We start from the raw sequence: 23,716 nt of genomic DNA, 5'->3' as shown, positions 1-23,716 counted from the left end.
TGCGACCATAGGCATATGTCGACCACCCGAAAGAGCCGTGCCTCGTAGATCAGCACGTCAGATCCGAACGGAATTTCGGCGCTGCCAGCGGCCCGGGGAACGGATCGCCGTAGTCCCCGGCATTCCTCGCCGCGGTCAGTCCGAAATAGCCCGGTGGGAGCGGTCACGTCTATACGCTGGCGCGGTCTCCGAGGCCCTACGTGGCTGGAAGCTGTTCGTTCGTGCCTCTCGGCAGCAGCGGTCGGAGATGGTCGGTTGTAGCGTGCCCTCCTGCTGCCCGGACCCACTCGATCACCGTCGGGTACTGAACCACGCGATACATGCCCTGCCGCCGATTGCTGCCACCGTGCTTCGACGCCGTACCGAAGAGTTGGACGCCCACATCGAAGACTGGGATGAGCTGCCAGACCTGTAGCTGGTGCCGCCGCACCGGCGCACGCCACCTTCCGCGTCCAGGACAGTGACCAGATCCTCACCGAAGTGCCTCGCACGACTACGGAGCCCGACCATGAAGCTGCCGCCCGGAGCCACCGGCTTCAACCCACCACCCGGCGCCCAAGCGGATCTCAGGGCCTTCACCGCCGTGTGTCACCACGCCGCCCGCGCCATCGACGCGACCGTCATCGGCGTCACCCCCGCCAGCGTCACACCGAACTTCCACACGGTCGACATCGCCGACGCCCACGACCACATGGCGGTGCTGCGACACACCACCCTGCCGTTCATCGCCTTCGCCCGCCCCCAGGCCAACGGCGACGTCATGGTCACGTTCGTCGACCACCCCAACCTCGCCGCTGCCCTCACCGCCCTGACCGACGTCCAGCCCCTCACCGCCAAACAGCTGCAGACCGCCCTGTCACAGGCCGACCTGACCGCCCTCAACGCGCACGAACACGACCAGATCACCTACTCGAAACCGACCACCGTCGGCGAGCTGCTGTTCAACTTCTGGGATTGACCACCGGTAGCCTGAGACAAGGAACGGCCAAGATCGTCTAGCCGGACACGGCACCGACGTCCCGCGACCGATCTGTCGCGTCCGTCCTGAGACCCGACGGCATCACTCGCACTCTGTCGCGTCCTGGCTGATGCCTGACACCTGCGTCCCGCCGGATGCTTGACACGGCCGGTCTGGCCCAGGCGCTAACGTGCCCCGGTGAGCTACGACATCTTCGTTCAACGGTTCGCGCACGGCGACGCTGCCCCGATGGCACGTGACGCCTTCCTGGCCACCTTCGAGCCTCGCGTCGACCGCCGGGAACCCCAGAACAACTACTGGCACATCAGCACCGACGACGGCGGCACCGCAGACATCCACGCCGCCCTTACCGATAACTCGCTCGGCAGTCTCATGATCAGCCGGTTCTCCGCGGGCGCCGTTCTCGACCTGCTGGTCACGTTCATTGTGCTCGCCGATGCCGTTGTGCTTCCACCTGGCGGCCCCACCGTGCTCGCACACGAAGGTCAGCGGCGCCACCTACCGGAGGAACTTCGCGCCGAGGCCGTGGTGGTCCAAGCGGGTGTGGACGTGGAGCGCGTCCTGCAGAATTGTTAGGCAGGTCGTGGAGCAGTGCGGGAGGCCGGGCATTCCTGAAGACTCCCGCGACGTCGACCAACACAGGCTGCTGACCTGGGTCGCCAGCTCGGACCAGTTGCAGATGCCATTCGTGGGCGTCCCTGAGGGCCCGTGGCCGTAGGCCCCGGTTGTCACCCGGCTGGACGCCCAGGCCCGCGATAGCCTCCGAGCATGCGTTACCTGACCCGGCCGTTCGTCCTCGGCGCGCTTGGCCGCAGGAAAGGCGTTGAGCAGTTTGTTGGGCCCATCAATCTGGCGGGAGTTCGCGGCATCCGATGGGTCGCGGTCTGGCCCTGGCAGGACGGCTACAACGTGTCCGTCCATGACGTACAGGACCTGGACGACGAGCACCGCCGCGATCTGTCCGTTTTTCCGCCCCTCGATCCCGAGGACCAAGACGACACGGGCTACGGCCACGTGATCGGCCACGCTCAAGACCCAGCCGAGGCGTTGGAACTGGCGGAGCGGGACTTCGGGGCATCCCCTGATCGATGGGTCAACGACGGGGTTGCCGGAGAGGACTATGCGGACTTCGTGGTGGCGAGGCGCGCCCCGCACCGATTCAGGAAGGTGCGTCTGGAGTACTAGGCGTGGGGCGGATGCCCAGACCACGCACGTCATTCGCAGTAGGACGAATCGACCTTCTCGGGTCGGTGCTCGGTCGAGCTGTCGTCACTGTCGGCCAGCTCGGTGTCGAACGCCATCTGCCAACGACTTCGGTCCGGCCCGGTGTTGTCCGGGTCACTCAGGAACTCCTCGATGCCCTGAGCAAGCAGACGACACAGTCGCGAGTCATCCTTGCGCGTGCCGACACCGTATTTCTCCTTGTGGATCGCCGAGCTCTCACCCTCCCAGACCACCGGGCCGGCCGCCATGTCCGGGTACCTGGCTTTCGAGTAGGCCCGCAGGATCGTTTCGTCGGTGATGGCGCCGATAATGGAGTCGTCGCGCTTTCCGAATCTGTCGAAACAATCCGCCTGGGACAGAATTTGGCCCTGTCCATCCATGTAAACTGACGCTGTCGTGCCCTTGCTCAGGCAGATTTCGTCAGGCGGGAAGACGTTGCCGTTGGGATGCTCTTGCGCGAACTTCTTATCCTTCGCGTAATACTGTTCGAGCTTGGCCTCGGAGTACATGACGCCCGATTGGTCGAGGAAGTACGGCCCGGCGAAATTCACCACCTCGCGGCGCTTCTTGGTCGAATCGTCCGAACTGGTCCCGTCCATGGAGAAGTTGGCGACCACCAGATCGACTTCCCCGTCCACCAGTGCCTGCTCCCGCCGGTCCGGGGTCAAGGGCTTGAAGACCGGGGAGAAGTTGTACTTCTCGGCCAGGAAGTTCACCAACTGAACGTCGAACCCGGTAGCGTCGCTCGTCGAGCAGGATCCGGGGCAGTTACTCCACCCGGGCAGAATACCGTTGATCCCGACCGACACATCGCCACGCAGATAGAAGAATGCTTCGTATTTGTTGACCGTGGCTATCACGCCGGCGCTGAGCACGAGTGACACTGCCAGTGGTCCCAGCTTACGGAGAAGGGCTGGCTTCACGGTCGACCCTCCAGGTCCGTCTTCGATATGGCAGCGGGGAAGATCGCGGACGAAGCTACCGCGCCCAGATATCCGATCACCGCGACGGGTACGGCCGCGACAGCCGCGTACGGCAGGTACCAATCGAGCCGCCACAGCACGAGGACACAGCCCGCTGCCGCGATGACACCTGCGGCGATCCACCATGCGTAGGTCAACTGAGCCAGAAGCCGTTTCGGGTAGTTGGCGGAGACCTCACCCACGGTCATGTCGGCGAGGAGCCCCTCAGCGCGCGCAGCGATCATCTTGCTGTCGTCGGAGCGCAGTGCGGCAACGGCCTCTCTGATCAGGCCTTGCACCGCCGGGTTCGCGGCGGCGTAGGAGGTCGACAAATCGCTCAAGGCGGCCAGCCGGGTGGGGATGTCCCCATGCTCGGCCAGAGTCGTCAGCGCCGGGGGGACCCGGTGGGACTCATGGGCCCGGTTGGACACCAGCGCCAGCCCGTCGATGTTCTCCGACCGGTGCAACGACGGCCTCGGCAGTTCACTCGACGCCAGCTCGCTCTCCAGATGGGGAAAGATGTCAGCGATTGACAGCAGTGGACCGGTGCCGTCGACCCCGCGATTCAACAGCCTGATCAGGGCGCCGGTGAAGGCGGTGTGACGATCACCTTTGGGTGCCACGGCCCGGTGGTTCGGTCCGACGGCCGCCAGGGTGGCGGTGCCGGAAATCTGCATATGCTCCGCCCCCATCGCCTCGGGCGCGGCCAGGCCCGCGTAACACGTATCGATGACCACGATGCGTAGCGGAGCCGGGCTCTGCCGCACGATGCGGCGGATGTCGTCGAAGGCAAGTGACCAGTATCGCCATGCCGGGTGGTTCCGGTCGGTCTTGGGCAGAGCGATGAACAGTTCGTTGCCCGCCGCGTCGCCACGTACGGCGTGGGAGGAGAGGTATACGAGCAGAACGTCCTTCGCGCCCTGAGCCGCCGCATGGAGCCGCGTGAGGATGTCCTCCGGACCGATGACCTCCTCACCGAAAATCTTGGTGCACCGGCTGGGAAGAAAGCCGCCATAGTTAGCATCGGTCAGCACACTCGCCAGGTCGTTCACGTTGTTGCGAACGGCGCTCAACGGATGGTCGGCGAACTCACCCTGGAATTGAGAGGTGCCGATCAGGACAAGTTGAGACTTCTCAGGAACCGGCAGGCGCATCGTCTTCCTCCGCCGAGCGAATCTGCCTCTTCGGGCTGGAGCCGGCCCCCGCCTGTAGGAAGAGCTTCGTCAACTCAACTGCATCGGTGGTCCGATTGACCTTGACCTCCTGCAATCCGCCGGAACTGGTGGTGATCTTCAGGACGATGTCCGAACCGCGGCGGTTGTGGCGCGCTACCAGGTACTCACAGATGGACCTGGCAAGGACCGAGACAGCAGCAAGGGAGGCGACGATGAAATATTCCGCTCCCATCGTCTCGGACGGAATGTCGCTGGGACGCAGCTTTATCTGCGCCCGGAGGTCCTCTTCCCGTTCCAGCCATGACCACAGGTCGCTCGTTTCGTCCGAGGCGACCTCGTCTGTTGCCGTGATAATCAGGTCCACGTTGTCAACTTCCCGTTCGGCTCGGCGACGGGCAGCGCCACTCCGGCCGGGGACGCGTACTGGAGCAGGCTACCGTCTGAACCCATCCCGTGTCGGCACGCATCGCAGTCATATATCAATCACTGCCGAGGGCGGGGCAAGCCGTTGTTCCGGATCTTGCACAAATGATCGACACGCTGAGGTCCGACACCGCCGCGTCAAACGTGGCGGCGCGCAACCCGAGGATACCGGCGACCAATAGCAATCTGGCGGACGTTGTCGACCTGATGCACGCCACCGACGCCCGCATCGACGAGATCGTTGTCCTCCGATGGGAGACCTCGACCTCGCCGCCGAACCACCCACTCTGACCATCTGCCGCACGCTCGTCTTCGTCAAAGGCCAGGGCTTCCCCCGCCAACCCTGCACCACGAGTGACGCCGGCTGGCGGTGTCGTCGAGGGCGAAGGGATCCGCCGGACTCAGTGCACACCACGGTGCATCCGGCGACCACGTCGGCGATCGTCGTGTCCGCGGTGACCTGCCAGCCGGCGCCATCGTCGCGGGAGATCCCACTGATCGTTTTGCGGCGCCGTCCAGCGACACGGCACACCGCAGCATCGAGGGCGTCGGCGTCCCGTGGTCCGGAACCCGGGCGAGGGTCTGTAGCAACGCCGGCATGCCCTGTTTCGACAGCGGCTAGATGCGCCGCTGCACCGATCGCGGCTCCCTGCGTGACAAGGCGCCGTTGATAGAAAGCGTAAGTCCCGGCGACCTGAACGGCATTGATCGTGGTCTTGACTCTATGCGCCGCTCTGCTCATGATTTACTGCGGCGGTTCAACAGTGAGGGTCAATGTGATGACGCAGGTAGAGCCACCGGCAGCAGGCCCGACACCAGCCGCCACTGTCGGCGAGCCCGGACAAAATGGCCGACTCGCGCGTGTCAGTTCAGGCACCAGGGATTGGCTGACCCGTGGGCATCGACGGGAGTTGAGCAACGCAGTCCTCGGTTCGGTGTTCCTCGCCGTAGCGATGATCTGGCTGATTCCGCCGTACGCGATTCGGGTGATGAGTCGCGGCGCCAGGACTGTGCCGATCGCCGACCCGGCCCACACCATCGTCGGTGACGTGGGTGACCCGACGGCCCAAGCATGGCTGGTGGGGTGGGGTGGCCACGCTCTCACCCACGGCCTGCGTGGCCTGTGGGACACAAACGCCTTCTATCCCGACAAGTACGGCCTGGCCCTGAACGACAGCATGCTCGGCTATGCCCCGGCAGGGCTGATCGGCAGCGGTGTGGTTGGCGCGGTGCTGCGCTACAACATCCTGTTCGTGCTGGCTTTCGCGCTCGCCTTCCTCGGCGGTTACGCGCTGCTGCGCCAGCTTGGCGTGAACAAGGTCGCCGCCGCGGTAGCCGGGGCCGCCCTCGCCTACGCACCCTGGCGCTACGGCCACGACGGCCACTTGAATATTCTCTCCACCGGTGGCATCACTCTGGCCCTGGCGATGCTGGCGCGCGGCCACGGACTCTCGTTCACCCGCGGCTACCTTGCCGAACGAGTCCGGCCGGGCTGGGCGTTCGCTGGCTGGCTGGTCGCGGCCTGGCAGGTCAGCCTTGGCTTCGGCGTGGGGCTGGGATTCGTATACGTCCTCGCCGCCCTCTGCCTGATCACCCTGACAGCCTGGCTGATCCACCGGCCACGCCTCAGCCGCCGGCTGATCGTCGCCGATCTGATCGGCGGGCTGGTCTTCACCGCGGTGACCGGATACTTCGCGTACTGGTATCAACACGTGCGCGAGCTCAACCCACATGTCACCCGGGACTGGGACTACGTCGCGTTCTTCTCCCCGACACTGCGCGGACTTCTCGTGGCGCCGCAGTCCTCGTTGCCCTGGGGCACCCTGCACAACGACGCCCGCACCGCTCTTGGTGGCGCAGCGACGGAGAAAGTGCTGCTGTGTGGGTACGCGCTGTATCTGCTGGCCTTCGCCGGCCTGTTCCTGTCCCGCTGGTCACCGCTGCAACGGCTTCTGCTGCTGTTGGGGGCGGTCGTCGGAGTGTTGTTCGCGCTGGGCACGAACGGGCCGATCTACCGCCTGCTCTATCTCTACGTGCCCGGGTTCGATGGATCCCGTACACCAGGTCGGTTGATCTTGTGGCCCACTCTCTGCCTGGCCATCCTCGCGGCCGGCCTGGTTACCCAGTTGGCCGAGGTGGCTCGCAGGGGCGCCGAGCCGAAATGGTCGGTGGAAGAGGCACGGCTGCTGACCGTTCCGTTGCTGGTTCTCGTGCTAGCTGAGGGCCTGCCTGACCTGCAGCACCCGCAAACCCCAGCCAGACCGGCCGCGATGACGTTAGCCTCCGCGCACGCTCCGACAATCGTATTGCCGTCCGACGACGGCGCGGATCTCAACGTCCTACTGTGGTCGACGGACGGTTTTCCCGCCATGGTCAACGGTGCGGCCAGTTACACCACACCCAACCGTCAGGCGATCCGCGACGTCATGTCGACCTTCCCCAGCCAGCCGGCATTGGATCGGATGCACCAGCTCGGCATCCGCAGCGTCGTCGTGCTGCGCAACCGGGTCTACGGCACCCCGTACGAACCACTGCTCAACATCCCCGACGTACCCGGTATCACCCGCCATGACGTCGAGTCCGACGTGGTTTACACCATCGACAGCAACACGAAGTGATGTTGGGCGTGTCCTCGGGATACGAGGATGGCAGGGCCTGACTGCAGGCTGGGTTGGCGGCGCGGCGACCATCCACCGCAGGTGGTAGAGAGCGCAGGGCATGCGCCGAAAAGCGGGCACCCAGGCCCGCAAGCACCATGTTACTGTGTGGCCCGTTCGCACGAGTTGATCGACGCCCGTCTCGCTCGGCTCTCATGGGTCGCACTGTTCGCCGGGCGCTGTTGATATCGCCCGTTGCGTTTTCGAAGGACTGCTCGACACGGGGGCATTTGACCAATGGCGGTAGCGCGCAGCAATCTGCGAAGGTTCGAGACCGGGCATCTCCCGGAGGTCGAGTTCGATGCCGCACGTAGCTACGTATGCTACGAGCGGAACTTGTACTACATGTACTCCTGGTGCCGCGGACTACGCATGTTTCCTCTCTTCTATCTCGACCGGGCCCTGGGTTGGACGTATTCGGGCGGAGCCGAGCCCCTCGCCGCCGTCAACAACGGACTTCAGGACTTCCTACGAAGTCATGTCACGACGGAACTATTTCTGACCCCACCAGAGATCAGGGAGACCCTCCGCGAGGCGTTCAGGCGAGGCGAGGTAGCAGCGGTCGAGGCGTGGGTGAGCCATACCGACGGCAGTAGGTACGTGACCTCGATCCTGATCGAGGGCATGGACGATGGCGACGTCGCATATTTTGCCAAGTTCAACGGCTTCCTGAACCATACCGGGCACCCGATGCCCTTCGACCGTTTGTTGTCTGATCTCTTTGTCTATCCTGACGGCACGGCGCTGATCACGCTGCATCGTGACGCCCCTGCCGTCGACGCCCTCGCCGCGATGAGCAGTCTCGATGCATTCCGCCACGTCTTCGGGGACCTGTACGGATACAGTTGGGCACACGGGCCTCTCACCCGCCACGGCAAGACGGTCGCGAGCTCCAACAGCGGCCTGGACGAATTTCTCTGCGAGCTCGATCGCGGTCTGCATCAAATCAGTACCGACGCGGGCGTTCCAAAGCAGCAGCAGTTTCGCCTTGGACGAAACGTGTTCAACAGGTTCGAACCAATTCAGCAGTACCTCCGATTCGTGCAGACCGACAGCATTTTGTCGAATGAACTCGGGAAGCCGCTGATTCGGGAAGTCAGCGAGCAGCTCCGCTTGATGGACGCGGCACTGCAGAACGTGCTGAAGTTCGTGAGCCTGCTGACGGTCAAGCCAATTCCGACTGTCTTCGAGCTGTATGTGGAGCAGATCAGGACACTGCGCGACCTCCAGCCAGCCTATCGACAGGCGAATCTCGCAGTCATGAAATCGCTTACCACATGACTCATCCTGATGCCAGGAAACTGCTCCCCCATCGACCGACATGACCGACAGCTTGAGACCCCACTCGCGATACTTGTGGCCGAGCATGGTGGAGATAAATGGACACCCGGCTAGCATGCTCGATTGGCCAGCCCACACGAGAACACGGCGCCCCTCTCGTCATCACCGCCCCGGGTAAAGTCAATCTTCACCTGTCGATCGGCCCACTTCGCTCGGACGGTTACCACGAGCTCGTCACCCTCTTCCATGCGGTGTCCCTCGCGGACGAGGTCGTACTGACGAAGTCCGAGCAGCTTGTCGTGACAGCGGAGGGCGAAGGCGCTGACCGAGTACCACTCGACGAGACCAACCTGGCGGCGCGGGCGGCGCAACTGTTGGCTCGTGAGATTGGCGTTGCGCCAAACGTCCACCTCCACCTGCGGAAGCGGATCCCGGTCGCCGGCGGAATGGCTGGCGGCAGCGCGGACGCCGCAGCGACGTTGGTTGGCTGCGACTCGCTGTGGGGTGCGAACCTGCCTACCGCCCGCCTACTCGACCTCGCCGCAGAGCTGGGCAGCGACGTCCCCTTCACGCTGCTCGGCGGCACGGCGACCGGGCTTGGACGAGGAGAGAAGCTGACGCCTGTCGGCGTGGCGGGCGCCCTCCAGTGGGTGTTCGCGGTCGCGAAGACTGGACTGTCGACACCCGCGGTGTACCAGGAATCCGATCGTCTACGGAAGACCGGCCGTCTCGGACCCGGTCCGGCGCTCTCGCAGCACCTCCTCGACGCCCTCTCGGCCGGAGACGTGCGCGCCGTCGGCGCGGCTCTGCACAACGACGCTGAGCCGGCTGTCTACAGCCTCCGCCCGGAGCTACGGCAGGTACTTCGTGTCGGCAAAGACGCCGGTGCGATCGCTGGACTCATATCAGGCACGGGGCCCACGTGCGCCTTCCTGGTCGAAGACCTCATGATCGCGCGACGTGTGGAGTCAGCGCTCACAACGTCACTGCTCTGCCGCAAGGTGCGCGTTGCTCACGGACCTGTGCTGGGCCCATTGGCGATGCGGGAAGCTTTGCAGAGAGATGCCTGAGACCTGTGGAGGCCGTCGTCATCGGTGCGGCACTGGCCTACCGGCTCGAGGGCGCGCCACGTCCGAAGCGATGTCTGCTCACACGCAGCCGTCCGAGAGGTAGAACTCCATCGTGCCCGCACTCGTTGACCTGTCGGCCAACAGCACCTCCCGGGTGGCGCGGGTCGTCACCGAAGCATGCGCACCAGCCGTCTTCGCAGCCCTGATGCCACTGATCATCGCCCTGCACAGCACCGCCCCCGCCGTGCTGACCGGCCTCGGCTGGGCACTGCTCGCCATACTTTTCTGCTCCGCCGTCCCCTACGCCGTCATCTGGGTCGGAGTACGACGGGGACGGCTCACCGACCACCACATCGGCGTACGCGAGCAGCGTCGCATGCCCCTGGTCTACGGACTGCTGTCCGTCCTCGTCGGTCTCGCTGCGCTCGTCCTCGGCGGCGCACCCCGGCCGCTCGTCGCCATGGTCGTGGTGATGTTCGCCGTGGGGCTCATCGTCACCGCGATCAACCAGGTGTGGAAGCTCAGCGCACATGCTGCTGTCGCCAGCGGCTCGATGTCCGTACTGATCATCGTCTTCGGGCCGGCGCTGATCCCATCGCCGGCGATCGTCGTCCTGGTGGGCTGGTCCCGCGTACGGCTGGGTGATCACACTGTCGGCCAGGTCGTCGCAGGCGCTCTGGCCGGCATCCTCGTCGCGGTGCCGACGTTCATCCTCCTCGCCTGAACCGACGTTGATTCCGGCGGATCGGCGGCATTTGGCGCCCCGCCACGCTCAGCGCCGCAGGGCGGTCAACGATGGGTGACGTCGGCCGGCCGCTCAGATTGGCCGATCTCACACCTCGATCACGCTGTGGAACAGCAGCAGGGCGCTGCCAGCGGCACCGCCGCCCCACAGCAGCGCCGTCGGGACAGAATGATCGACCATGTACGACAGCGCGCCGGCAAGTCCGCCGACGAGGATCGCCAGCAGCAGCACCACAGCGGCACGAACCGTCAGTAAGGGGCCGGGTGGAGACGGTGTCACGGGAACCTCCAGAGGGCTGAGATGGACACCGGCTCGTAGGTGGCAAACCCTTCGCTACCCCACGACGAGCGCGTGCGCCCAGCTGCCATCAACATCACAGAAGATTCTTGGAGGAATCCGTGGGCTGCATCCCGAGGCCGCACTTAAGAACCACGACCGTTGTTGTGGCCGACTCCTCCAAGGGAGGGCGAGGCGGCACAAGACATCCGGAGGAACCGGTCGGTGATAAACGCCGGCAAGGCAGCAGGTGATAGGTCATCAGTCCACCCGAGTTCTGCCGCAGTGCAACTCTCAAACACGCCCGACTCCTGTGACGAGGTGGTGCCGCTCGACGTGCTGGCCGACCTGGCGCCGCAGCTCGCGGACGAGACCCGCAGGGTGCAGGAGAACCTGGACCGTCGCATGGCTGATCGACAACTGGTCCGTGAACTGGCTGCATCCGACTTCACCGGCCCGCGCTACCGCCGGTTCGAGGAGGAGTTGGCGCGCTACGGCTTGTCGGTGCTGCACGGCTGGATGTACACCGGCTTCATCTTTCACCTCACCGCAGCCCGCGGGTTTCCGCTGCACCCCAGCGATGCGGAACTCGAGGAGCTTTCGGGTGATGTCGACGCGCGAGATGAGTTGGCGATCATGACCGTGGCCCTCGCGCTGCTCCACTTTCGAGAGAAAGCCCTGATCGGTCAGGGCTGGCGCTTCGAGGCGGGCGCCGGCCTCGCCACCTACTTCATGGGTACGTGCCTGTCCGTGTTCCCGAACGAGCTGCGCAAGCGGCGCAACCAGCACAAGAGGTGGCGGTTGCAAGACACGGGCGACCCGGCGCTGAGCAGGCGGCAGCAGGATGTCATATCGGATCCGGGGGTGCTGGCGGTCGGCAATATCCGCGTCTGGGAGTACCTGAAGCGGGTCGACGAGCGAACCCGGGCAATCTTGGCGCTCACGATCGACGGGTACAGCCAGGAGGAGATCGCTCAACTACTCGGGACGTCTGTCCGGGCCGTCGAGGGCGTGCTGCATCGCTGGCGCAACAGGGAGAAGGCGAATCAGCAGTGGGGAGGGGAGCCGGATGGGAAACCGTGACAAGGACTTCGAGGACCTGCTGGAGCGCTCCTCGCTGAGGAGGCCCGGCTTTCAGCCGGGCCAGCGCAGTCAGCGAGCGCACGTCGAGTCAGTGCGTCAGATTGTCGAGCTGCGCCGCCGCATGATGCACGCCGCGCATCCGGGTGACGCGGATGCTGCGGCTATCGAACTCTCTCAGCTCCTGCGAGAGTTGGGCTACGACGATCAGGCCGAGCACGTGTTGCAGGAGAGATTCCGCAAGCCGGAGACCCAAACCATCGAGCAGATGGCGCGGGTCATCACTGTCCGTGCAACGGGAGGTGCGGCGCAGAGCCTCACGTCGTCAGATGAGCCCGTCGCGGTGGTGGCCGTCGGCCCTCTACGGGGCGAGCGTCGCGCGGTGCTCGAGGCGCTGCTCGGCGTACACGAGCCAGAACTGCAGATGTCGGGAGATGGCTATCTCGTCGTGAACTATCGGCATGCGGCGAGCCGGGTGGCCTATGTTCCTGGCTACCGGGAACCCCGTCCTCACATCACGACGACGGTGCCGGCCCCGATGCCGCGACCGGCCAGGAGGGTCGAGTTGGGTCTGCCGAATCCACTCCTGCGACATTTCGTGCTTGTGGATGCGCCTGACAGCGAGACGCTGGGGGTGGCTGGGCGCCGGGTGGTGCTGGATGCGGCACGCCGTGGTGGTGCCCTGCTCTTCGTCATCTCTGCCGATCAGTCGATCAGTCGCGCAGATCTGCACCTGTTGGCGGAAGTCGCGGAGTTCCCGGTGCGTCCGTATTTTGTGGTGACGTCCAGCGCCCAGGGCGGCTCGTCCGTGGCTGACGAGCCGACGGTCGAAGGGGAGCTCAATTCGGCGACAGTCGCCCGCGACGCCCAGCGGGCCGTGTTGTTGAGCGCCGTGCCATCGCTCGCCCACGCGCCCTGGTTCGCGCTGGATCCGGCTGCGGGTGATATTCCGCATCTGCGCCGCGCTCTCGTCGGCTGGGCCGCGGACGAAGGGTTGCGCCGGGCTGGCGCGAACCGACAGGTCACGTCCGTCCCTGAGTCAACCGTGCAGTCTGTCAGCGGTAGGCAGGAGCCAGACCGGATTGGCCGGCTCGACAGGCTGGTTCGGGCGAGCGTCCAGCGGATACGTCAGCACGTCGCCTTGGAGTTGGCCAACATCCATCTGCGCTGCGTGCAAGAGCTCGTGTTCGGAGTCGGGCCCTCAGGGATACCAGAGTTGCTGGACCGTGAACTGCACGCGCTGTCGCTCTTCACGACAGCGCAATGTGCAAGTGGCGTGACCAGCCTGTTGCAGGACAACGGTGGCCATGTCTCCGCCGATGCCCGCAGCGAAGCCGTGGGGCGACGACCAGCGAGCGGCGACCCTACGGGCTCTGTCGACCGTGTCGGCCAGGACCTGGACACGCTGCTTCTGGTCACCGGTTCAGCCACGGTGACTCGCCTGGCCGGGCCCGGGATGGTTGCCGCGCTCTCCGCCTCCCAGCGCGACCCCGGTGGGGAGATTCTGCCGCCTGTCGGCGTGGCCCTCTCCAGCAGTTGTTACCGGGACTGGCGCAACCTCGATGAGGTCGACAGCAGCCGGGCCAGGTCGTGGTTGCAGCGGGCCCTGCGCGAGGTCGAAACTGCGCTCAGCCGTGAGGTCTCCCGCCGATTCGAGGCACTTCGGCTCGCGCTGACCTCTGTTGTGGGCGATCCGCTGTCGGCGCCCGGCCCGGACCACGACCCGCACAGCCCTTCGGCGAGGTCGGTGGACGCGGACGCCGCCAGCGTCGCGGACGGGGCTTCGGCAGCCAGCTCTTTATGAACATCATGACCGTCGCCGGGTCGGGTCGAGCTCCGCCTCGAAATGCTCGTTCGCCGCTTTCAGGATCTCGTTCGCCCGCCGCAGCTCAGCGACTTCCTCGCGCAGCCGCCGGTCCTCCTCGGCCATCTGGGCGCCGTGCGGTTCAGCGTCGGCATGATCATGTCTGTGCCTCCGCGCGCTGCGCGGTCCGGGCCGCCAGCCGACGCTCCCGCTCCTGCGCACCGATCAGGTCGTCGGGCAGCGAATCCGCGACCTCAATGTCGAAGCGGCGCAGCAGCCGGATCGCGAACCCGCCCAGGGTGATCAGGATCAGCGCCGCGCCGAAGCAGACGTACGCGAAGCCGATGCCCCGTCCCGGACCGGTGCCGATCACCGCGCCCACCGACCCGGCCAGAGCCCCGTCCGGGGCGAGCAGCGGCTCGAACAGGCGGGTGGCCGCCGGAGCGATCAGCGCGAACCCGATGGGCAGCGTCGACCAGGAGATGGTCTGGTTGAGGCTGAACACCCGGCCGTGATAGCGCTGCGGCACCTTGACCTGGACGATCGTGGCGTAGATGGACTGTGCCGTGGTCATCGACATGGCCAGCCAGAACGCGCCGACGCAGATCATCGCCACGGACGCGTCCAGGCCGACCAAAACGCAGCCGACCGCCGTGCCGAGGTTGCCGATCAACACGCCGATCATGCGTCGGTTGCGGGGACCACCCCAGAGTGACATGAGTACGCCGCCGGCGACCGCGCCGAGAGCCTCGGCCAGGGCCACCTGGGCCACCTGCGTCGCGGTGCCGAAGGAGAGCACCAACGGGGTGGTGAGGACCAGCGCGGGCGCCAGGAAGATGTTGCCCAGCGCGAAGTAGCCCAGCATCAGCCGGAAGCCCCGGTGCCGCCACGAGTAGCGCAGACCGTTGGCGATCGCCACCAGCAGTCGCTCCCGGGGTCGCCATCCGAGCAGGTCGGGGAAGCGGACCACGGACAGGGTCACCACCGCGATCACGTAGCTGGCCACGTCGAGCAGCAGGATGCCCTTGAGGTCGATCGCGGCCAGCAGGCCGGCTGCGAAGACCGGCATCAGCAGCATGGCGAACCCGTTGGAGAGCTGGGCGATGCCCATCGCGTGGCCCAGGTAGCGCTTGGGCACCAACTGCGGGACCGCCGACTGGAACGCGATCCGTTGGAACGAGCCGGCCACCTGACTGAGCGCCACCAGGCCGTAGATGTGCCAGAGCGCCAGGTTGTCGGTCCAGAGCAGCGCGGCCAGCACGAGCTGGACCGAGCCGGCACTGCAACTGGCGATCATCATGATCGTGCGGCGGCTGATCCGGTCGGTGATCGCCCCGGCGACGGGCAGCACCAGCACGCCGCAGATCAGCGCCAACGCCCAGAGCAGACCCAGGTCGGTCACCGAGCCGGTGCGGGTGAACAGCCAGATCGGCAGGGCGAACGCGGTCAGCGCCGAACCGGTGGTGGAGACGAGCTGCCCGACGGTGACCGACACGAAGCGGGCCATGCTGGGCCGGACCACCGGCTTGTCCGGGACGACGACGGCGTCCACGCCGCGGGTGCCGGCCACCGCCCAGCCCGCGTCCTCACCCCGTGCCTGCGGGGTCAGCTCGCCGACGTCGCCGGCGATCAGCGCCGGGTGCACCTGGGTGACGATCTCGGCCAGTTCCTGCGCGCGGTACTTGAGGAAGAAGTGCCCGGCCTGGTCGAGCACCACCAGCCCGAGGCGGTCAGTGAGGAACTGCCACTCGGCGTACCGCTCGACGTGGTAGTCGGTGACCGGGTCCTCCGAGCCGACCACCGAGATGATCGGGGCGCGCAGCTTCACCGCGCCCTGGTCGAGCAGGGCGGTGAAGTATTCCTCGGAGGCCCGCGAGTCGGCCCGCATGTTGCTGATGATCCGGTCCGCCTGCTCCGGCTCCAGCTCGTCGGTGTCCACACCCATCGACTTGAGCCAGCTCGCGTAGTGCTTGTTGCTGCGCAGCTTCTCCAGCTTGGTGCGCACCGCCGCGAACAGGCCCTTGGGCCGGGCGAACGGGAACATCGCACCGATGTAGAGCGCGGTCAGTTCCCGCCCGGCGGCCTCCACCTTGCGGGCCACCTCGGCGACGATCGCGCTGCCCACGCCGCAGTGCCCGTACAGGGCGAGCGGGCCCTCGACGCGCTCGATGATCTCCTCGGCGACCCGGGTGGTCAGCTCGTCGAAGGGCAGCGCGTCCTCGGTGAGCCCCACGTCGTGCCCGGGGATGGCCAGCGACCAGAGCGCGTGCCCGGCCGGCAGCGCGTCCGCGAGGGGCTGGTAGACGATTGCGCTGCCGCCGCCGTACGGCACGCACACGTACGTGATCACTTGTTGGGCCGACGGGATCGGCCTGGTCAGCTCGTAGAGCAGCCGACGGGGCCCGTCGCCACCGCCACCGGACATGAACGTGGCCAGGTCGCGGATGGTCCGCCGCTGGAACAGGTCCATCACGCCGACCGGCCGCCCACCATGCTCGGTCTTGCGGATGCGGGCCACCACCTGGGTCGCGAGCATCGAGTGCCCACCCAGGTCGAAGAAGTCGTCGTCGATGCCGAGGGTGGCCACGCCGAGCACCTCGGACCAGATCCCGGCGAGCAGCCGTTCGGTGTCGTCGCGCGGCTCCACGAGCGCCACCGAGGCGGCGCGGGTGACGACCGGCGCGGGCAGCGCCGTGCGGTCCAGCTTGCCGTTCGGGGTCAGCGGCAGGGCGTCCAGGGTGACGAACGCCGCCGGCACCATGTACTCCGGAAGGGTCTCCTTGAGCGCCACCTTGACCGCGTCGGGCTCGGCCGCGCCGACCAGGTACCCGGTGAGCCGCTTGTCGCCGGGGGTGTCCTCGCGGACCACCACCACCGCGTCGGTCACCCCGGGCTGGGCGCGCAGCGCGCTCTCGATCTCGCCCAGTTCGATGCGCAGGCCGCGCAGCTTGACCTGGTGATCGATCCGGCCGAGGAACTCGAGCACACCGCCGGGCCGGTCACCGGGGACGACCTGCCAGCGGGCCAGGTCGCCGGTACGGTACAGCCGGGCACCCGGCTCGCCGGAGAACGGGTCGGGCACGAACCGCTCCGCGGTCAGCGCCGCCCGACGGTGATAGCCGCGGGCCAGCCCCACCCCCCCGATGTGCAGCTCACCCGCGACTCCCACCGGGCACGGGTTGCCCCGGGCGTCCAGCACGTGCAGCCGCACGTTGCTGATGGGCGCACCGATCGGCACGCTGGCCACCTCGGCCAGCAGCACCGGGTCACACGCCCAGGAGCTGACGTCGATCGCCGCCTCGGTCGGGCCGTACAGGTTGTGCAGGCCACAGCCGGGCAGCCGGGCGGTGAAGTCCCGGGCGGCGGCGAGCGGCAACTCCTCCCCGCTGCAGATCACCCGGCGCAGCGCCGTGGCCGCCTCGACGCCGTCCTCGGCCAGGAAGACGGTGAGCATGGACGGGACGAAGTGGGCGGTGGTGACCGCCTCGGACACCAGCAGGTCGCGCAGGTAGCCGGCGTCCTTGTGACCGCCCGGCTCGGCCAGCACCAGCCGGGCGCCCTCGCGCAGCGGCCAGAAGAACTCCCACACCGACACGTCGAAGCTGGCCGGGGTCTTCTGCAACACCGCGTCGTCGGCGCCGAGCCGGTAGGTGCGCTGCATCCAGTCCAGTCGGTTGACGATGCCCCGGTGGGTGTTCGGCACACCCTTGGGCCGGCCGGTCGAGCCGGAGGTGTAGATGACGTACGCGAGGTGCGCCGGGCCGGCCGTCGGCGTCGGGTCGCTCGTCGGCTGGTCGGCCCAGAGCGCCTCGTCGTCCAGCGCGAGCACGGTGGCGTCGGTCGTCGGCAGCACGTCGCGCAGGTGTGCCTGCACCAGCACCACCGGCGCGGCGGCATCGGTGACCATGAAAGCCAGCCGGTCCGCCGGATACTCCGGGTCCAACGGCAGGTACGCGCCGCCGGCCTTGAGCACGCCGAGCAGGCCCGCGACCAGCTCCACCGAGCGTTCCGCGCAGACACCGACCAGAGTCTCCGGGCCCACCCCGCAGGCGCGCAGCCGGTGCGCCACCCGGTTCGCCGCCGCGTTCAGTTCGGCGTACGTGACCGAACGGCCGGCGAACCGCAGCGCCGCCGCGTCCGGAGTACGAGCGGCCCGCTCCTCGATCGGGGCGTGCAGCGTCTGCTGCCGGGGAAAATCGTGGGAAGTGTCGTTCCACCCGGCCAACAGGTCCCGCTCGGCGGGTGCCAGCAGATCGAGCGCGGAGACCGGCAGATCCGGGGTGGCGACCACGGCGCGCAGCAGCGTGGTGAGCCGGTGCGCCATCCGCTCGATGGTGGCCCGGGTGAACAGGTCGGTGTTGAAGACCAGCTTGCCCCAGAGCCCGTTGCCGGTCTCGACGGCGTGCAGCTCGAAGTCGAAGCGGGTGGCGCGCAGCTCCATCGGATGCCACTCGAAGCCGACGTCGGCGTCCTCGGCCACCCCTTCGAACCGGCCCATCTCGTAGTTCTGCAGCACGAACATCGCCTGGAACACCGGTGAGCGGCTGACGTCACGCGGCAGACCCAGCTCGTGCACGACCCGGGCGAACGGCACCTCGCCGTGCTCCAGCCCGTCCAGCACCGCGCGGCGGGTCCGATCCAGCAGCTCGGTGAAGGTCGGGTCGCCGGCCAGCTCGGCACGCATCGGCAGCATGTTGATGAACATGCCGACCAGGTTCTCCAGCTCCGGAGCGGACCGGCCGGCCACCGACGCGCCCACCGCGAAGTCGTCCTGCCCGGTGTGCCGGGCCAGGAACACCTGGTACGCGGCGAGCAGCGTCATGAACATCGTGCCGCCGTAGGCACGGGTCAGCGCGGCCAGCCCCTCGGTGGCGGCGGCGTCCAGGGTGAACTCGACGAAGTCACCCCGGTACGTCTGGGTGGCCGGCCGCGGCAGGTCCAGCGGCAGCTCCAGCGGGGTGATCCCGGCGAGGCGCTCCTTCCACCAGTCCACGTGCCGCAGCGCGCCCGGCCCGGCCAGCTCCCGTGCCTCCCAGACCGCGAAGTCTCCGTACTGCACCGGCAGGGCGGGCAGCTCCCGGTCGCGGTAGCGGGCGATCAGGTCACGCAGCAGCACGTCCACGGACCAGCCGTCACCGACGATGTGGTGCTGACCGAGGAAGAGCACGTGCTCGGTCGGTGCCAGCCGGATCAGCAGAGCCCGCAGCAGCGGCCCGTTGGCCAGGTCGAACGGCTCGACGGCCGCCTCGTCGACACGTGCCTGGGCGGCGGTGTCGTCGGCGGCGTCCACCACGGTCAGCGGCACCTCGACGACCTCGTCGAGCACCACGGTGGGCCGGCCGTCCGAGTCGGCCGGGAACCGGGTGCGCAGCGACTCGTGCCGACGGGTCAGGTCAGCCAGCGCGCGGCGCAGCGCCGCGACGTCCAGCGGGCCACGGACCCGCAAGGGCACCGCGATGTGGTACGCCGCCTCGCCGGGAGCGAGCTGGTCCATGAACCAGACCCGCTCCTGGGCGTACGACAGCGGCACCTCGGCGTCCGGCGGGCGGGCAGTGATCCGCGCGGCGGGCGGGCTGCCTGACCGGCGGCGCAACCGCTTGGCGATCAGCGCCTGCCGGGCGGCGTCGCGGGCCGAGTCCTTGACGTCGGTCATGAGGGGGTGTCCTTCTCCGCCGCGAGCAGCGCGGCGACCTCGGCTTCGGAGAGTCCGTCGAGCTCGGCCGCGATCCGCTGCTCGATCTGGGCAGCCAGGTCGGCCACCACCGGGCTGCTGAACAGCGCCCGCATCGGCAGCTCCACGTCCACCTCGGCGCGGATCCGGGCCATCGCCCGCATGCCGCGCAGTGAGTTGCCGCCGAGGGCGAAGAAGTCGTCGAGCGCGCCGACCTTCTCCAGTTGCAGGATCTCGGCGTAGACCTCGGCGACAAGCACCTCGGCGTCGGTACGCGGGGCGAGGAAGCCGTCGGCGGTGGCGGCGGTCGGTGCCGGCAGCGCGGCGGTGTCCAGCTTGCCGTTCGGCGTCAGCGGCAGCGCGTCCAACCAGACGAACGCGCTCGGCACCAGGTGCGCGGGCAGCTCCCGGGCCAGGTCCGCGGCGAGCGTCGCCTCGTCGACCCGGCCGACCAGGTAGCCGACCAGGGTCGGCTCGCCGTTGTCGGCGCAGACCACCACCGCGGCCTCGGCCACGTCCGCGCGGGCGCGCAGCACCGACTCGATCTCGCCCAGCTCGATCCGCATCCCCCGGATCTTGACCTGGTTGTCCCGGCGGCCCAGGTATTCCAGTGCCCCGTCGGCCCGCCAGCGGGCGAGGTCCCCGGTGCGGTACATCCGCTCCCCCGGAGGCCCGTACGGGCAGGGCAGGAAGCGCTCGGCCGTCAGCGCCGGCCGGCCCAGGTAGCCCCGGGCCAGTTGCGCCCCGGCGATGAACAGCTCACCGACCACACCCGGCGGCACCGGGTTCAGCGCGGCGTCGAGCAGGTGGACCCGGGTGCCCCAGGTGGACCGGCCGATCGGCACCGGCCCGGCGGAGACCGGCTGCTCGGGAGCGATCCGGGCCGCGACACAGCCGACGGTCGCCTCGGTCGGGCCGTACTCGTTGATCACCGCCACCCGAGGGTGGGTGGCCCGCCAGCCAGCCAGTTGTTCGCCGGTCAGCGCCTCCCCGCCGATCACCAGATCGGTGGTCGGCGACAGGGCGTCGTCGAGCAGCGGCAGGTGGCTGGGGGTGACCTTCAGGAAGGTCGGCGGACCACCGGCCCGCGCCGCCGGGGTATCGATGCCGGCGAGCCGGACCGTGCCCCCGGCGGTGAGAGGGCCGAGCAGCCCGGTCACGGTCAGGTCGAACGAGACCGGCGAGTGCAGCAGCGCGACACCGGCCAGCCCCGGGTACGTGTCCCGGGCCCAGGCCAGGTACGCGGTGACCGCGCGGTGCTCGACCAGCACACCCTTGGGCCGCCCGGTCGAGCCGGAGGTGTAGAGCAGGTACGCCGGGTGCTCCGCACGCAACGGCGTACGACGGTCGTCGTCGGTGAGGTCGGCGCAGTCCAGGTCGGCGGCGGTCGTGTCGGTCAGCACCAGTGCGTCGGCGGGGGCCAGCGCGGCGGTCTCCGAGGTGGCCAGCACGAGCGTCGGCTCGGCGTCGGTCAGCAGGTAGCTGATCCGGTTCGCCGGATAGCCGGTGTCCACCGGCAGGTACGCGGCACCGGCCTTCAGCACCGCGAGGATGGCCACCAGCAACTCCACCGAACGGGGCAGCAGCAGCGCGACCCGGGTCTCCGGGCCGGCACCACGCTCGACCAGCAGCCGGGCCAGTTGGTTGGCCCGAGCGTTCAGCTCGGCGTAGCTCAGCTCCTCCCCGTCGCAGACCAGCGCGATCGCGGCGGGGGTGGCGACGACCTGCCGCTCCACCTCGGCCACCACTGTGGTCGGGGCGACCGTGTGCCAGGTGTCGGTCCAGGCGCGCAGCAGGTCACGTTCGGCGTCGTCGAGCAGCGGCAGCGCCGACAGCCGCGTCCCCGGGTCGGTCACGGCAGCGGTGAGCAGCCGCAGGTAGCGGGCGACGACCGCCTCCGCGGTGGCCCGGTCGAACAGGTCGGTGCGGAAGACCAGCCGGCTGGTGCCGCCGGTGATGTCGAAGGCCAGGTCGTCCTTGGTGGTGCCCAGCGGCACCGGGTCCAGGCCCGAGTCCGGGATCAGGTTCAGCGCGGTCTGGAACACCGGCTGCACCGACGGGTCGCGCTGCGGGGCGACCGCCTCGACGATCCGCTGGAACGGGGTCTGCCCGTGCTCCATCGCGTCCACCAGGCCGGTCCGGACCCGGCCGAGCACCTCCGTGACGCTGGGGTCGCCGGTGAGGTCGCACCGCAGCGCCACCGGGTTGACGAACATGCCGATCAGCGGCGTCAGCTCGGCGGTGTCCCGGCCGGCGGTGGAGACGCCCACCACCACCTCGGGGTCACCGGAGATCCGGGAGAGCAGCGCCGCGAAGGCGGCCAGCAACACCATGTACGGGGTGGTCGACGTGCCGGCGGCGAGCCGCCCGACCTGGTCCAGCAGCCCGTCGGGGAGGTCGAAGCGCACCTCGTCACCGGCGAAGCCGAGCTGGGCCGGGCGCGGCCGGTCAAGCGGCAGGCCGGTCACCGCCGGCGCACCGGCCAGGTGAGCGCGCCAGAAGGCGAGCTGCCGCTCCACCTCGGTGTCGGTGAGCTGGTCGCGCTGCCAGACGGCGAAGTCGGCGTACTGGATGGGCAGCTCGGGCACGTCGGCGGGTACGCCGGTCAGCGCGGCCCGGCTGAACGCGGTCAGCTCGGCGTCGAACAGCACCGCCGAGTGGCTGTCGAAGACCGCGTGGTGCACCACGAACTGCAACCCGACCCGGTCGGCGGCGAACCGGACCAACCGGGCCCGCCACGGCGGCGGAGTGTCCAACGGGATCGGACTACGCGCCAGCTCGGCGAGGGTCTCGTCGTAGCGGGTCTGCTGCTCGTCGGCGGGCAGACCGGTCAGGTCCAACTCCGGCAGATCCACCGGCTCGACGGCCCGGACCACCTGCACCAGCGCGCCGTCGACGATCCGCAGGTGCGTACGGAGCGACTCGTGCCGGGCGACCACCTGGCCGAACACCTCGGTGGCCTGTGCGGCGGTGACGCCGACCGGGAACCGCCACGGTGCGGAGACGTTGTAGACCGGCGACCCGGGGTCGAGCTGGTTGGCCGTCCACACCCGCTCCTGCGCGAAGGACGCCGGGAAGGTCCACTCCTTGCTCATCGTTGCCGCCTTCCGTTCGCGACTGCGGGGCTCCGCTGCGCTGCACTCCTCGCGCTCACCGTTGCCGCCTTCCGTTCGCGACTGCGGGGCTCCGCTGCGCTGCACTCCTCGCGCTCACAGGGCACCCTCGCGTACCGAGCGGGGGCGCATGTCGGTCCAGACGGTGTCGATGTGCGCCAGGCACTCCTCGCGGCTGCCGGCGAAGCCGGTGTCGTGCCATCCCGCCGGGAGGTCCCGCTCGGCCGACCAGATCGAGTACTGCTCCTCGTCGTTGCGCACGACCAGGAATCGGGGCTCGGCCATCACTGCTCTCCGTTGATGTCAGGGGTGTGCGGTTCGGCCATCGCGACGGCGATCCGGCGGGGGCCGGTGAACGGTTCCCGACCGTGCGCGGCGGTCATGTTGTCGACCACCAGCACGTCGTCGCGGTGGTAGTCGAAGCGGACGCTCGCCGCCCGGTAGGCGGCCCGCAGGTGGTCCAGGACGTCGGCGGGGATCTCGCCACCGTCGCCGTAGTAGGTGTTCGACGGCAGCCCGTCGGCGCCGAACATGTCCAGCAGGCCCTCCTGGAGGTCCTTCGCCAGGCTGCTCACGTGGAAGAAGGTGGCGTGGTTGAACCAGCGGGGAACGTCCGAGCCGGGGCGGAGGTGCACGGCGTCGCGCACCGCACGGGTACGCAGCCCGTCCCGGCCCACCCACTCCAGCGTGATCCGGTTGGCCGCCGCGTACGCCTGCACCTCGGCACGATCGTCGGTGCCGAACACGTGCTGCCAGGTGGCGCCGAAATCGTCGTGGAAGTTCCGGATCAGCATCCAGCGCCGGCGTACGAACTCCTCGCGTACCGCCGGGTCGATCTCCCGGTAGACCTGACGGATGTCGGCCAACGGGGTGGCGCCAAGCGTCTGCGGCGCGGTGATGCAGTAGAAGAACAGGGTCAACGGCCACCGCGCCTGGTACGAGTTCTCGTTGTGCAGAAAGATCTCCTCGTCCGGTGGGTAGTCGGTCGAGGTGTACACCCGGCCCTTGATGGCGTGCCGTGGCGAGGACCGCTCGGTGTAGGTCAGTGGTTCCCCGGACAATGCCCGGACCACCTGGTCGAAGCCGTCCACCCCGCCCACGTCGAAGCCGCGGAACAGCAGCCCACCCTGGTCGGCCAGGGTGGCCCGCAGCTCGGCGCGGCGATCGGTGATCAGCTCGGTCAGGGCCCGGCCGTCGGCTTCGACGACCACGGGCAGCGTGGCGATCGTGTCGCTCATTGCTCTCTACTCCTGGTT

18 protein-coding genes and 1 pseudogene are annotated in these 23,716 nt (G+C 68.1%); 10 read left to right on the top strand and 9 right to left on the bottom strand.

Annotation, left to right across the window (positions count from 1 at the left end):
• The first annotated feature begins 508 nt into the window (after positions 1-508).
• The 3 genes from AB0C15_RS21725 (at position 509) to AB0C15_RS21715 (ending at position 2,164) form a co-directional block, all read left to right on the top strand.
• Positions 509-958 (top strand): hypothetical protein, encoded by a 450-nt coding sequence (locus AB0C15_RS21725; RefSeq protein WP_357354603.1) that lies wholly within the window; start codon positions 509-511, stop codon positions 956-958.
• A 198-nt stretch (positions 959-1,156) separates the two neighbouring features.
• Positions 1,157-1,555: a hypothetical protein gene (locus AB0C15_RS21720; RefSeq protein ID WP_357354601.1), complete on the top strand. Its 399-nt coding sequence runs from the start codon at positions 1,157-1,159 to the stop codon at positions 1,553-1,555.
• A gap of 192 nt (positions 1,556-1,747) precedes the next feature.
• Positions 1,748-2,164: a hypothetical protein gene (locus AB0C15_RS21715; protein WP_357354599.1), complete on the top strand. Its 417-nt coding sequence runs from the start codon at positions 1,748-1,750 to the stop codon at positions 2,162-2,164.
• Between the two features lie 29 nt (positions 2,165-2,193).
• Here AB0C15_RS21715 and AB0C15_RS21710 read toward each other — a convergent pair whose 3' ends face one another.
• Genes AB0C15_RS21710 through AB0C15_RS21700 form a run of 3 tightly spaced genes read right to left on the bottom strand, consistent with a single transcriptional unit; the run spans position 2,194 to position 4,704 of the window.
• The gene (locus AB0C15_RS21710; protein ID WP_357354598.1) at positions 2,194-3,087 is read right to left on the bottom strand and encodes a transporter substrate-binding domain-containing protein; all 894 of its coding nucleotides are present in this window, start codon (positions 3,085-3,087) and stop codon (positions 2,194-2,196) included.
• A gap of 35 nt (positions 3,088-3,122) precedes the next feature.
• Entirely contained in the window at positions 3,123-4,319 is a 1,197-nt protein-coding gene (locus tag AB0C15_RS21705; RefSeq protein WP_357354596.1) for a hypothetical protein, read from the bottom strand.
• Positions 4,300-4,704 (bottom strand): hypothetical protein, encoded by a 405-nt coding sequence (locus tag AB0C15_RS21700; protein ID WP_357354595.1) that lies wholly within the window; start codon positions 4,702-4,704, stop codon positions 4,300-4,302. The genes AB0C15_RS21705 and AB0C15_RS21700 overlap by 20 nt, the downstream gene beginning before the upstream one ends.
• A 242-nt stretch (positions 4,705-4,946) precedes the next feature.
• Between AB0C15_RS21700 and AB0C15_RS21695 the strand changes: the two are divergent.
• From AB0C15_RS21695 to AB0C15_RS21675, 5 genes and pseudogenes are all read left to right on the top strand, one after another.
• Positions 4,947-5,134 (top strand): annotated as a pseudogene (locus AB0C15_RS21695) (site-specific integrase); the annotation flags it as partial.
• Positions 5,135-5,674: 540 nt separating this feature from the next.
• Positions 5,675-7,381 (top strand): hypothetical protein, encoded by a 1,707-nt coding sequence (locus AB0C15_RS21690; RefSeq protein WP_357354592.1) that lies wholly within the window; start codon positions 5,675-5,677, stop codon positions 7,379-7,381.
• Positions 7,382-7,792: 411 nt separating this feature from the next.
• Entirely contained in the window at positions 7,793-8,701 is a 909-nt protein-coding gene (locus AB0C15_RS21685) for a hypothetical protein (protein WP_357354590.1), read from the top strand.
• Between the two features lie 98 nt (positions 8,702-8,799).
• Positions 8,800-9,771: a 4-(cytidine 5'-diphospho)-2-C-methyl-D-erythritol kinase gene (locus tag AB0C15_RS21680; protein WP_357354588.1), complete on the top strand. Its 972-nt coding sequence runs from the start codon at positions 8,800-8,802 to the stop codon at positions 9,769-9,771.
• Positions 9,772-9,976: 205 nt separating this feature from the next.
• On the top strand, positions 9,977-10,495 hold the full coding sequence (locus AB0C15_RS21675) for a hypothetical protein (protein ID WP_357354733.1): 519 nt from the start codon (positions 9,977-9,979) through the stop codon (positions 10,493-10,495).
• Positions 10,496-10,603: 108 nt separating this feature from the next.
• Here the strand turns inward: AB0C15_RS21675 and AB0C15_RS21670 are convergent, their stop codons facing one another.
• Entirely contained in the window at positions 10,604-10,750 is a 147-nt protein-coding gene (locus AB0C15_RS21670) for a hypothetical protein (protein ID WP_357354586.1), read from the bottom strand.
• A gap of 363 nt (positions 10,751-11,113) precedes the next feature.
• Here AB0C15_RS21670 and AB0C15_RS21665 point away from each other — a divergent pair, with 363 nt between their 5' ends.
• Positions 11,114-11,875, top strand: coding sequence for a sigma factor-like helix-turn-helix DNA-binding protein (locus tag AB0C15_RS21665; RefSeq protein ID WP_357354584.1), 762 nt, complete (start codon positions 11,114-11,116; stop codon positions 11,873-11,875).
• Positions 11,862-13,676, top strand: coding sequence for a hypothetical protein (locus AB0C15_RS21660; protein ID WP_357354582.1), 1,815 nt, complete (start codon positions 11,862-11,864; stop codon positions 13,674-13,676). Before AB0C15_RS21665 ends, AB0C15_RS21660 begins: the two co-directional genes overlap by 14 nt.
• 3 nt (positions 13,677-13,679) lie before the next feature.
• Here AB0C15_RS21660 and AB0C15_RS21655 read toward each other — a convergent pair whose 3' ends face one another.
• From AB0C15_RS21655 to AB0C15_RS21635, 5 genes are all read right to left on the bottom strand, one after another.
• Positions 13,680-13,802 carry a hypothetical protein gene (locus AB0C15_RS21655; RefSeq protein ID WP_357354580.1) on the bottom strand — a complete coding sequence of 41 codons (123 nt, stop codon included), beginning with the start codon at positions 13,800-13,802 and terminating at the stop codon, positions 13,680-13,682.
• Between the two features lie 31 nt (positions 13,803-13,833).
• Positions 13,834-19,329: an amino acid adenylation domain-containing protein gene (locus tag AB0C15_RS21650; protein WP_357354578.1), complete on the bottom strand. Its 5,496-nt coding sequence runs from the start codon at positions 19,327-19,329 to the stop codon at positions 13,834-13,836.
• Positions 19,326-22,442 (bottom strand): amino acid adenylation domain-containing protein, encoded by a 3,117-nt coding sequence (locus AB0C15_RS21645; protein ID WP_357354576.1) that lies wholly within the window; start codon positions 22,440-22,442, stop codon positions 19,326-19,328. The genes AB0C15_RS21650 and AB0C15_RS21645 overlap by 4 nt, the downstream gene beginning before the upstream one ends.
• Positions 22,443-22,556: 114 nt before the next feature.
• A complete protein-coding gene (locus tag AB0C15_RS21640; RefSeq protein ID WP_357354574.1) occupies positions 22,557-22,745 on the bottom strand; it encodes an MbtH family NRPS accessory protein in 189 nt (62 codons plus the stop codon).
• Positions 22,745-23,698: a TauD/TfdA family dioxygenase gene (locus tag AB0C15_RS21635; RefSeq protein ID WP_357354572.1), complete on the bottom strand. Its 954-nt coding sequence runs from the start codon at positions 23,696-23,698 to the stop codon at positions 22,745-22,747. Before AB0C15_RS21635 ends, AB0C15_RS21640 begins: the two co-directional genes overlap by 1 nt.
• Positions 23,699-23,716 lie beyond the last annotated feature (18 nt).

This window comes from Micromonospora sp. NPDC048835, from assembly GCF_040649995.1.
In the GTDB taxonomy this organism is placed as follows: Bacteria; Actinomycetota; Actinomycetes; order Mycobacteriales; family Micromonosporaceae; genus Micromonospora.
Note: the sequence above shows the minus strand (reverse complement) of the source record. Positions and strands in the feature narration are given on the sequence as shown.